This is a genomic window from Pseudomonas lini (assembly GCF_964063345.1).
GTDB classification, from domain to species: Bacteria; Pseudomonadota; Gammaproteobacteria; order Pseudomonadales; family Pseudomonadaceae; genus Aquipseudomonas; species Aquipseudomonas lini_B.
In genome coordinates this window covers 5,902,295-5,913,905 of record NZ_OZ061318.1, presented here as the reverse complement: position 1 = coordinate 5,913,905, position 11,611 = coordinate 5,902,295, and the positions used below count along the sequence as shown (strand labels likewise).

At 56.6% G+C, this 11,611-nt stretch carries 9 protein-coding genes; 8 read left to right on the top strand and 1 reads right to left on the bottom strand.

Annotation, left to right across the window (positions count from 1 at the left end; translation table 11 throughout):
• Window positions 1-227 precede the first annotated feature (227 nt).
• Genes AB3226_RS27015 through AB3226_RS27005 form a run of 3 tightly spaced genes read left to right on the top strand, consistent with a single transcriptional unit; the run spans window position 228 to window position 2,988 of the window.
• Window positions 228-1,397 (top strand): thiolase domain-containing protein, encoded by a 1,170-nt coding sequence (locus AB3226_RS27015; RefSeq protein WP_013692824.1) that lies wholly within the window; start codon window positions 228-230, stop codon window positions 1,395-1,397.
• 4 nt (window positions 1,398-1,401) lie between these two features.
• Window positions 1,402-1,815: a Zn-ribbon domain-containing OB-fold protein gene (locus AB3226_RS27010; RefSeq protein WP_304575822.1), complete on the top strand. Its 414-nt coding sequence runs from the start codon at window positions 1,402-1,404 to the stop codon at window positions 1,813-1,815.
• The gene (locus tag AB3226_RS27005) at window positions 1,816-2,988 is read left to right on the top strand and encodes a beta-propeller fold lactonase family protein (RefSeq protein WP_304575821.1); all 1,173 of its coding nucleotides are present in this window, start codon (window positions 1,816-1,818) and stop codon (window positions 2,986-2,988) included.
• A 52-nt stretch (window positions 2,989-3,040) separates the two neighbouring features.
• Here AB3226_RS27005 and AB3226_RS27000 read toward each other — a convergent pair whose 3' ends face one another.
• The gene (locus tag AB3226_RS27000) at window positions 3,041-3,880 is read right to left on the bottom strand and encodes an SDR family NAD(P)-dependent oxidoreductase (protein WP_304575820.1); all 840 of its coding nucleotides are present in this window, start codon (window positions 3,878-3,880) and stop codon (window positions 3,041-3,043) included.
• 361 nt (window positions 3,881-4,241) lie between these two features.
• Between AB3226_RS27000 and AB3226_RS26995 the strand changes: the two genes are divergently transcribed.
• From AB3226_RS26995 to AB3226_RS26975, 5 genes are all read left to right on the top strand, one after another.
• Window positions 4,242-5,357, top strand: a complete 1,116-nt coding sequence (locus tag AB3226_RS26995) for a CapA family protein (RefSeq protein WP_304575819.1) — start codon at window positions 4,242-4,244, stop codon at window positions 5,355-5,357.
• 3 nt (window positions 5,358-5,360) lie between these two features.
• Complete coding sequence (locus tag AB3226_RS26990; protein WP_048392916.1) at window positions 5,361-6,137, top strand: SDR family oxidoreductase; 777 nt, start codon at window positions 5,361-5,363, stop codon at window positions 6,135-6,137.
• Window positions 6,138-6,246: 109 nt separating this feature from the next.
• Window positions 6,247-7,581, top strand: a complete 1,335-nt coding sequence (locus AB3226_RS26985; RefSeq protein WP_048392915.1) for an NAD(P)-dependent oxidoreductase — start codon at window positions 6,247-6,249, stop codon at window positions 7,579-7,581.
• Window positions 7,582-8,004: 423 nt separating this feature from the next.
• A complete protein-coding gene (locus AB3226_RS26980; protein WP_095058150.1) occupies window positions 8,005-9,375 on the top strand; it encodes an MFS transporter in 1,371 nt (456 codons plus the stop codon).
• Window positions 9,376-9,547: 172 nt separating this feature from the next.
• Window positions 9,548-11,500 (top strand): methyl-accepting chemotaxis protein, encoded by a 1,953-nt coding sequence (locus tag AB3226_RS26975; RefSeq protein ID WP_095058185.1) that lies wholly within the window; start codon window positions 9,548-9,550, stop codon window positions 11,498-11,500.
• Window positions 11,501-11,611 lie beyond the last annotated feature (111 nt).

Sequence of the window (11,611 nt, the reverse complement as noted above, 5' to 3'; positions counted from 1 at the left end):
CCAATGAGCATCCTGGTTTGGCCCGGAAATTTGAGTGCAGCGCCATCCTGCGCTCCAAACAACGTTGAATCGATGGTAGCATGAGTTTTGATAATCAGCACAGATTTCACTGACCGGAACTTTGCGTCATACTACTTTTGTCTTTTACGGTGGGCCGCCCCCCCCTGAACGAAGGTACCGGAAAGCACATTCGAGCTTCATCTTCATGCACTGAGGAAACCCTAGAGATGACAATAAAAGGCAGGGCATACATCGTCGGAGCGTATGAGCACCCCCTACGCAAGGCCCCCCATCATTCGGTGGCGCAGCTACATGCGGAGGCGGCGAAAGGAGCAATTGAAGACGCGGGATTAAGCAAAGATGACATCGACGGATATTTCTGCGCGGGCGATGCACCCGGCGGGAATGTATGGTCGATGGCCAACTACCTGAATCTGGACAAGCTGAGGCATGTCGATTCGACCGATATGGGAGGATGCTCTTATCTCGCCCATATCGCCCACGCTGCAGAATCAATAGCAGCGGGCAGATGCAACGTGGCGCTGATTACACTGGCCGGTCGCCCCAACTCTGAAGGCATCTCTGGGATACAGGCGCGCGTACGAGGCGTCAATCTACCGGACGCGCCATTCGAGATGCCCTATAACCCAGTCACGTTGAACCTCTATGCCATGTGTGCGATGCGCCACATGCATGAGTACGGCACAACCAGCGAGCAACTGGCCTGGGTCAAGGTCGCTGCCTCTCATCATGCGCAACACAACCCTCTGGCGATGTTGCGCAAAGTGGTCTCGGTCGAAGATGTATTGGCATCGCCGATGATTTCTGACCCCCTGCGGCGTCTCGACTCCTGCGTCGTGAGCGACGGCGGCGGCGCAGTTATCGTTGCCCGCCCGGAGATTGCCAAGGCCCTCAACAGACCACGGGTACGGATACTTGGCTGCGGTGAATCCACTAAACACCAGATGGGTGGACGCCTCGACTTGAGCTATACCGGCGCCGCGTGGACCGGCCCTCGAGCTTTCGAAGAGGCAGGTGTGACGCCGGCCGACATCCAGTACGCCTCCATCTATGACAGCTTCACCATCACCGTCATCCTGCAACTTGAAGACCTGGGATTCTGCAAAAAAGGCGAAGGCGGAAAATTCGTGTCGGACGGCAACCTTATTTCGGGCATCGGCAAGTTGCCGTTCAACACCGATGGCGGCGGCCTGTGCAACAACCATCCCGCCAATCGCGGCGGGATCACAAAAATAATCGAAGCCGTACGACAGCTTCGAGGCGAGGCTCATCCAAAGGTGCAAGTTCCCAACTGTTCGCTAGCCCTCGCCACCGGCATCGGCGGCGCGATAGGTCATCGGCACGGTGCAGCCACCGTCATCATGGAAAGGGAGTAAAAACATGTCGACCCCCTACACAGAACGCCCCATCAGCGACCCCATCCTGAACCCCGGTGATGAACCCTATTTCGACGCGGCGACCGAGGGGCGTCTGCTCTTGAAGAGCTGCAATGCCTGCCATCAACCGCATCATTATCCTCGTGCGTTGTGCCCGTTTTGCTGGAGCACCGATGTCGAATGGATCACCGCAAGCGGGACTGGGGCGATCTACACCTTCAGCATCACACGACGTGGCGCATCAGCACCGTACTGCATTGCCTATGTGCGCCTCGACGAGGGACTGATGATGCTTACGAACATTGTCGATGTTGATCTGGACAGTGTTCGCATCGGGCAGCGGGTCAGGGTCGCGTTTAAAGAATCAGAAAGCGGCATGTCCGTTCCCATGTTCACCATTGACCATTCGGAGGCTTGAATGAGCAGCCGCGCCGTACTCTACAGCGCCGTAGGTGATGTCATCACGCGCTATATGATTGACGTAGACAGCGCAACGCTCCACAGGATGGAAAGCGTCACTGTGGCCTCAAAGGTGCAATACGCATGGCCTCATCCATCCGGCGGCTTCCTGTATGTCTCAACAAGCGACGGTGGCCCGAGGGTGGAGTCCCATCACAATCAAGTCAGCGCTTACTCGTTGGGACCTGACGGGCAACTCAACACTCACGGCTTACCTGCGCGACTTCCCTACCGAGCGGTACATTTGTGTATCGACCCCCTGGGACGATTTATCGTCAATGCCCACAATTTCAAGCGCGGCTCATTGACTGTGCACCGCATCAACGCAGACTGCACAATTGGCAGCTGCCAGGCTCAGGATCCGAACACCGACTTTGGGGTCTATCCGCACCAGGTCATGTTTTATCCATCCGCCAAACACGTCCTGGTAGTTGACCGCGGCAATAACGCAACGACAGACAAGCTGGAAGATCCCGGGGCACTCCGTTCATTTCGGCTAACTGAAGAACATCTCCAAATGAGCGATGTGGTTGCGCCGAATCATGGCCATGACTTCGGCCCGCGGCATGTCGACTTTCATCCGACGCATCCATGGCTTTACGCAGCCGACGAGCGAACCAACCGTCTCTACATGTTCCGACATGACGGTGACCGGATCGAGGCCGAGCCAGCCTTCACGCGGGGAACGCTGCGAACCCCTGAGCACGTGCACCCACGACAACTCGCCGGTGCAATCCATGTCCATCCAAGCGGGAAGTTTGTTTACCTGGTAAATCGCGCAGATGCGACGCACTCCCACCAGGGGCGCCCAGTGTTCTCCGGAGGTGAAAACAACATAGCCGTCTACGCTATCAACCCTGAAACAGGCGAGCCCACACTTGTTCAGCATGTGGACACTCGTTCCTTTCACGTCCGAACATTTGCCTGTGATCCCAGTGGCCGCTTGCTCGTCACGGCGAGTATCAAGGCCTTGGCCGCATACGATGATGAAAAAGGGCTGACCGTAACGCCCGCGACACTGTCGATATTCCGGATAGGTGATGACGGGCATCTCAAGTACGCTCGAAGCGTTGATGTCGAGACGCCAGGAAATCAACTTCAGTACTGGATGGGTATTGTCGGGCTACGTTGATTGAGCGGTAATGCGCCGATGGTCCCCCACTGCCAGCAGTGGGGGACTACGATTAAATACGATTGAGCAACCGGCCGCCGTCCACCGCCAATGAGATACCCGTGATGAAATTGGCTTCATCGGACGCAAGAAACAGGGCCGCGTTCGCAACATCCCAAGCGGTTCCCTGGCGGCCGAGCGGCACCTTGGCGTTGCGCTCCGCGCTGACCTGCTCACGCGTCTGGTTCCACGCTTGAATACGCGCCTCGACCGCCATCGGCGTCGAGATCAAGCCTGGCAGGATGCAGTTCGCCCTGATCCCATAAGGGGCATTTTGAAGCGCCAACTGCTCGGTGAAAGCAATGACACCCGCTTTTGTAGCCTTGTACGTTACATAGGGATACTTACCCAATGCCGCCGCGGATGACACATTGACGATAACCCCGCCCCCTTGTTCACGCATGATTGCTACTGCGTGCTTACAAGCAAAGACGGTACCGCGAAGATTGATACGGCAAATGTTATCGAACTGATCTTCGGTGATGTCCATCAAGTCGCCGTCACCACCGGCGAGGCTGACCCCCACATTGTTGTGCAGGACGTCCAGGGACCCCCAACGTTTTTTTGCCATCTGCATGGCAAGGGCCAACTCGTGTTCCCGGGTCACATCCGCAGAAAATGCTGCAGCGGAGCCGCCCTCTTGAATGATCATCGCCGCAGTTTCCTCAGCGGACTCGATTTGCCGATCAACGGCCAGGACGTGCGCCCCTTCACGCGCAAATCGAATGGCCGCCGCTCGACCGTTACCCATGCCTTCGCCCGGGCTTTGTCCAGCACCAATAACAACAGCAACTTTCCCGGCAAGCCGCCCTGCCGGTGTGTGCCCCTGCGTTTGATCCAGTGACCTTGCCATTTCCGCCCTCTCTTATTTTCATGTAAGCGATTGAACTAACTGATAATTTCAAATAGTAGACTGGCACCAACGTCGTTTTCCTGAACAGGTGTCGACCCTCGACCTGCCATAGAGACGGTCAGGTAGGTAACGCCTGCGCCCGGACGGATGTCAAAATCGATACTATCACATGTTCTTATTATCGATACCTGTTCCAATCATCAGAACCACGAAAATCCAGACTGACTCTTTATCCAACGACATGATGCCTGTACAAATCGTGGTCATGCCGTTTTCGCGGTGCTATTATTAGTTCTATCTAGCAGCATCTGTTTCATTGATCGAAACCATAAATTTCCCACAAAAATAATAGGAGGGAAAAATGACATCGAACGCCACCATACTGATCGGCGGGGACTGCGGCCCCACGCATGGAGCGAAAGACGGCTTCCCGGTGGAGGGGTACACAGAACTCGTCCTGCCGACTCTTGCCTCGGCCGATATGCGTTTCATCAACTGCATGCGCACCTACTCGGATCGCACCGTGCGCGCAGACCATGCCCCTCAAGTCGGTCAGCCCGTTGAAATGGCTGCTATTTTCACCAATGGCAGGTTCGACGCGGTGACTCTGGCAAACAATCACAGCTACGACAGCGGCCCGGATGCCCTCGTGGATACCCGGGACTTTTTTGTCTCGCGCGGCATCCAGGTGACAGGCGCAGGTCGGGATCTGGAAGAAGCACGACGTCCAGCCATCATTGAACACGACGGCATCAAGGTCGGTTACTTGGGCTATACCTCGCTCGGTCCTGCCGGCAGCGAGGCAGGACTGCAAAAACCTGGCGTGACCAGTATCAAGGTCGATACCTCCTATGAAACACGAGGTCCCCACCAGCCCGTTCGCATTCGCACGGAACCTGACTCCAGCGACCTGGCGAACCTGGTCGAGGACATCAAGAAGCTGAAAGGTGAGGTAGACGTCGTTATCCTGGCTTTTCACTCCGGCGTCATCCGGCTGCCGCGCGTGATCTCCGATTACCAGGTGACCGTAGCCCATGCTGCCATTGATGCAGGTGCAGATATGGTGGCGTGCCACGCACCGCATATTCCCAAAGCGATCGAGATGTATAAGGGCAAAGCCGTCTTCTACAGTCTCGGCGTGTTCGCAATGACCAAGTCGTTTCCCGCGCCTTCATGGAGCGAGCCCGCCTGGTCTCACGGTGCGGTTCGCAATCACGCGGACCTCGATCCCGAATATCCTTTTATGCCCTACGGCAAGGCCTGTACGTTGAGCTTGCTCGCCAAAGCAGTGGCGACCAAAGACGGCATACAAAAGGTTTCGTTCCTTCCGATGGTCATGGACGCACGGTATCGGCCTGAAGTGCTGAATCACGACGATCCTCGATTCCAGGAAGTGCTTTCCTACCTGGAGTGGGCCTCCGAAGACATGCCACATCGATTCAGCGTCGAAGGCAATGAAATCATCGTGTCGGAGTAAATCATGGACTTGAAGATCAACGGAAAAGTGGCAGTCATCACCGCCGCCAGCGCAGGTTTAGGCAAAAACATTGCTCACGCGCTGGCAGCCGAGGGCGTTCATGTGGTGCTGTTTGCACGTTCGGCGGACAAACTGACCGCCCTCGCCCAGGAAATAACGGCAAAGCACGGCGTGCGTGCAGTCGCGGTTCCCGGCGACATGCGCGTCGCCGCTGATGTAAAGCGCCTCGCCGACACGGTGAACGCTACATTCAACGGCACCGACATCCTCGTCCTGAACACGGGACGAGCCCCCAATCCGCTGCGGGCGACGCTCGACGAAACTGAAGAGGAACGGTGGCAAGAGGCCTATCAAAATCAACTCTGGGGGACCATCCAGGTCGCCAAGGAAATGGTTCCTCAGATGCTCAAGAAACAATGGGGTCGCGTCATCGCCATTACCTCGGCATCGGTGAAGCAGCCCATGCCGCACCATAGCCTTTCAACCGTTTTTCGCGCCGGCGTCACCGCGTACATGAAACATCTCGCGAACGAGGTGGGCTCTTGCGGCATCACTGTCAATTGTGTAGCGCCGGCATTGATCGACACATCGCACCGCACCGGCACCGCCGCGTACACCCCGGAGCAGGCAGAGGCACGCCGCAAACTCACACCGCTCGGCCGCATGGGGGAGCAAGACGAGGTCTGTGGCGTGGTCGCGTTTCTCGCATCCACACAGGCGGGTTTCATCACTGGATCGAGCATCAGCGTTGATGGCGGCATGATCGGTTCATTGCTTTAGCGTTCAGGCAATACGCTTTCATCGCACCCCAGGACAATAAAAGTATCTGCACCATTCCCCCGATACGCCGCATGCGTCGGTTGAATGGTCACAAGAGAGGCGACAGGCAATGAAAATCGGATACATCGGACTCGGTGCCCTCGGCAGTCAACTCGCTCGTCGATTCCTGTCTCACTCGTTATGCGTGTGGGATATCAACACGGCCGCCGTCGACACGTTCAAGAAACTGGGCGCCGACGTCGCGCCCACGGCGGCCGACCTGGCTCGCCGGTGTGACGTCATCTTCCTGTGCCTGCCACGCAGCTCGGACGTCAGGTCTGCGCTGTTCGGTCCAAACGGCCTCGCGGCCGGATTGGTGCCGGGGACACTGATCATTGATCAGACAAGTGGCATTCCGGGTGAGACCAGACGTATGGCCGAAGAACTGGCCGAACGCGGTATCGACATGATGGATGCTGCGGTGTCTGCAAGTCCGCTGGTCGTTGCCGAAGGCAAAGCCACGCTGATGGTTGCGGGCTCGGATACGGTTTACGAGCGCGCCCTCCCCGTTTTACAAGTTATTACCCAAACGATTTATCGTTGTGGCGACAGGGTCGGCGACGGCCAAGCCATGAAAATGGTCAACAACGCCATGAATGCTGGCTGCCGACTAGGGACCCTTGAGGTCGTGGCCATGGGCAAAAAAGCCGGCCTTTCACTGCCCCTGATGGCGGACGTGTTGAACCGCAACAAAGCGCGAAATCAAACCACAGACAGGATGCTGCCCGCGCTCGCCCAGGGAAAACCCTCCACCAATTTCGCCCTCGCTTTGATGCTCAAAGACGTCGATCAAGCCGTCGCGCTGGGAATGTCCAGGGATGTCCCGATGCCGCTAACCGCTCTGGTCAGGGCATTGTTGCAAATCGGAACCAACACCTTGGGGCCAAACGCGCAGCTCGAAGACATGGTCGGGCTCATCGAAAGCATGGCGGCGACAAAATTGTACGACGGCGATGCCGTGACGCCGAACACGGATGGTGCCCCTCAAGCGTGCCCTGAAGATCACGCCATCGAGCTGGTCACAGGTGCGATCGCATCGCTATGCAGCGCGATTACTTATGAATGCACGGCGGCAGGCCTGCGATATGGGCTGGCATTGGAAGACATGGCACTGGTCCTGGAAAAGACATCGGGATGGAGTGAATCCTCTCGCTCTATTTATACCCAATTGTTATCCAGTCACGCCCTGGATAACACGGCACTCTCGAGCGAAAAAACCATCCTCAAAGCGGCCTGTTTGCGCGGCAACGATCTTGGCGCTCCCATGTTGATCGCCAATGCTGCACGAAGCCTCTTCGAGCAAGCGGATCATCAGATCAGCGAACCCGTCCCGATAAAAGACTTGAGCACGTTCTACAGCTCTATTTCCGCGGTTCAGTTCAAGCCCTCCTCCAACTGCAATTGATTGGCGGCTCACGAATAGTGAGCGTGGAATCGATCGAGGTCTATATGAAAACCAAAATCTGTCCTGATGCGGCGGTAAGCCAGTGGCACCTTCTGCAGGAAACAAGCCCACGCTCGGCTACCTGCCTGGCCCGGCAAACCTCGCCAACCTATTAACAAATAGTGAACGCGTATTGCTTTTAAACCCCAGCAACACGCGTCTTTCTAACATAACCTCCGTTAGCGGATTGCGTCATCGCAGAAACGCTTTTCACAAACGTTACGCTCGCTGACTACCACGATTCATCCGGCGAAAACGCAACATTGATCCACGCCTCGAACATCTCTAAGGCCTGATGGCGAAGCAACACTGTTTCATCCTGCAGTCTTGATGCATCAGCTTTGCATCAACTAATAAAAACCATCCTGTCACAGGAGAAGACGCATGACGAAGACGAAAACGACCAGTTCTCGGCGATCGCTAGCCGCTGGCGCTATCGGGAACTTCGGTGAGATCTACGATTTCGCTGTATTCGGGTTCTCAATACCCATTTTATCCGTCCATTTTTTTCCCGGCTCAGATCGAACTGCCGCGCTTCTGAGCACGTTCGCAGTCTATGCAGTGGCCTTCGTAGCCCGCCCCCTGGGTGGCTTGATGTTTGGCTATCTGGCGGACCGCCTTGGCCGTATCAGGGTCATGGCGATGACCGTTTGGCTCATGGCACTAGGCACCGCGATCATCGGGCTGCTTCCGACCTATGCAACCATCGGGATCGCCGCACCGTTACTGCTGTTGCTCTGTCGAATCGCACAAGGCTTGGCACTGGGTGGCGAAACGACCGGCTCGACCAGCTACATCGTCGAGTCGGCACCGGAGAATCGCAGAGGATACTGGCTTGGCTTCACGCTGATTTTCTCTCACCTGCCCAACGCCGTCGTGGCCGGTTTGGTCGTCGCACTCCAGCTTGGAGCGGGGGATCAAGCGTATTCAGACTGGGCGTGGCGCGTCCCTTTCCTTCTTGGAGGCATTATCGGAGTGGTCGGGTTCTGGCTGCGCCGCAACATCGATGAGCCTGAAGAGTACAAGCAAGCCCGCCAGGCCAGTAAAGCCAGCAAAATCAAGAAGAATCCGCTGATAGCGGCCATTCGCTGCGGTGGATTGAGGGGTATGTTGCACGTGTTCATGGTCCAACCGGTTTTTTCGGTAGGGGCTTACCTATTGCTCGGCTTTATGTACACCTTTCTAATTGAGGTCGGAAAGCTGGATTCCACCTCGGCTTTGATCTCAAACGCCATCGCCGTCATCGTACTTTCAGCCCTACTTCCGTTAGGAGGTTTATTGAGTGATCGGTTTGGCCGCAAGCGAGTACTGACATTTGGTGCGGCATGGATAGCGCTCTCGGCATATCCGGCCATGTACTTGGCTGCCTCGGGTTCTTTCGCTAGCGCCGTGGCCGGGCAAACACTCCTCGCTGCCGGATTGGGGATTTATGGGGCAGCCAGCTTTGTGGCCGCAGCGGAATTTTTCCCGACATCGTTCCGTGCAACCGGACACGCCATTTCCTATCAGACAAGTGTCGCGATGTTCGGCGGAACGTGCCCATTGATCGCTGCGTACCTGTCCCAGGCGTTTGGCTCCCCGCTGGCGCCGGCCTTTTACGTCACGTTGATTGCCGTGCTCTGTCTGATCACAACTCAGTTTGTTCCTGAGACTCGTGGAATAAACCTGCGCACCTCAGTGGGCAACAAGGCAAGCAACAAGGCGAGTGAACTACCGCAGCCCCAGAAGACAATGCGGCAAGAGCTCTCTACATAACCCTTTTTGCAATCAACTGATCGGTGAGCGGCTCAAGATGTGTGCGGACTGAAAACAGTCCGCTTCATCGGCGGAGCCGCCGAACATATCGCACCCGAGCAGAATCGGGTGTAAAGGCGACTACCGCGTGAAATTGGCCGTTTGCCCGTCCTCCCTGTTTATGGGCTTCACAATGAAAATAAAAAACAAGCTTGTGCTGACGTTCGTATTGGTCGCCTTTATACCCGTGAGCCTGGTCGCAGTGGTTTCCGTGACCAACACGCGAACGCTAGCGGCTGATCAGTTTATGGATGGCAGTACGCGGGAAATACGCCAGATCGATGGCAACATTCGCCAGTTTTTCGAGGCAAGCCTGCAAAATGTCGATCAAATGGCAACCGATCCAGTTTATGTATCGGTTGGCGCGCTGAAGAACTATCAGACCGGTGATGCCGCCAGCCGGCCATTGCCTCCTGCGGCCCAGCAACTGATCGAAAGGTTTGCTCATTACGGTGCAGCCCACCCGTCCGCGGCGATTCTCTCCATCGGCCTGGAGGACGGCTCCTATGCCAAATGGCCAGATGATCCTCAGTTGGCCAACTACGATCCACGTTCACGCCCCTGGTATAAAGCGGCGATGGCGAGCCCTGGCAAAACCGTACGAACACCCGCTTTTTACCCGGCTTATGATTACGGTAAGGAAGATGCAGCACTGGTGGGGACAGCCAGGGCAATGATCACGAGCGATGGCATCGTCAAAGGTGTGTTAGCCGTGAACGTGTCTTTGAAAAACCTCACCGAGCTGGTCAAAAGCATCAAGCTTGGCGAAAGCGGCTACGTGATGTTGATCGAGGACGGCGTCGTACTGGTAGACCCCCGCGACACAACGCATAGCTTCAAGCCGCTCAAGGACCTGGGCGAGGCCTATGCAAAGTTGGCCGCCACCCCGCAGGGATCAACCGAGGTTGAACTCAATGGGATCCCTTACATGGCCAACGTCTGGACGTCGCCTGATCTTGGCTGGCGCTATATCGGCTTGATCGAGCGCAGTGAAGTCATGAGCGCGGCCACTCGCATGACCTACCTCACCGCCCTCATCGTGGGAGGATTGACAGTCATTTTTGCCCTGGTCGCCGTGGCATTTTCCAAGTCCATCGTCAAACCCATCAGCCAGGTCAGCACCGGACTGCAATCGATCGCACAGGGCGAGGGAGATCTGCGTCGCGAACTAGAGTTTCAGGGTAACGACGAAACCGCTGAGCTGGCAGGCTGGTTCAATAAGTTTCTCACCGCCATACGTCAGTTGATCCAACACATCGGCGCCGCATCGAGCAATCTGCAAAATGCCTCGAGGGTTAACAGCGAGGTTGCCAACAACATGAACGAGGCCGCCGGGAGACAGCGCGAAGCGGTGGAATTGGTGTCGACCGCGTTCAACGAGATGGTCGCAACCGCCAATGAGGTGGCCCGCTCATGCAGCGGCGCAGCAGAGTCCGCCGAGAACGGACATCGCCGTGTGGCGGAGGGCAAGCAGCAGATCGAGATCACCACGGACAACGTGAATCGCCTGGGACGCCGTCTGACCGAGTCGTCGCAGTCCATGACAGAGCTCGAAGCCGGCAGCCGCAGCATCAACCAGATCCTTGGCACCATTCGCGCCATTGCCGAGCAAACCAATCTGCTGGCCCTGAATGCAGCCATCGAAGCCGCCAGGGCGGGTGATCAAGGTCGAGGATTTGCAGTGGTGGCAGATGAAGTCAGAGCACTGGCCAAACGCACATCCGATTCGACCGGCGAAATCGAGCAACTGCTCGGCGCCCTAGGCAGCAAGACCCAGGAGGTGATGGGCAAAATGGGAAGTTGCCTTGAGCTTTCGCGAGCCAGTGTGTCGTCCATCGAAAGCACCCGGGACAGCTTTGAAGGCATCCAATTGTCGGTCAATGAAATAAGGGATCAAAACCTGCAGATATCCGCCGCCGCTGAAGAGCAGCATAGCGTGGCCGAAGAGATCAATCGGCATATCCAGCAGATTTATGACGAGGCTCGGCTGGTGGAGAGCTTGGCCAACTCTGCACAGGATGACTCCGGCAAGTTGTCGAGTCTGTCAGATGAGCTGAACGGTCTGGTGGGACGCTTCAAATCGTGAACCGTCGTCGTTCGCCTGGAAGTCCCAACTGGTCCATTCGCATGGAAGTGACCAGCGGAGCGTTTCGTTCTCGCGATGAGCCGCTGTCAAGACATCCAGGCTTGAGGTCAG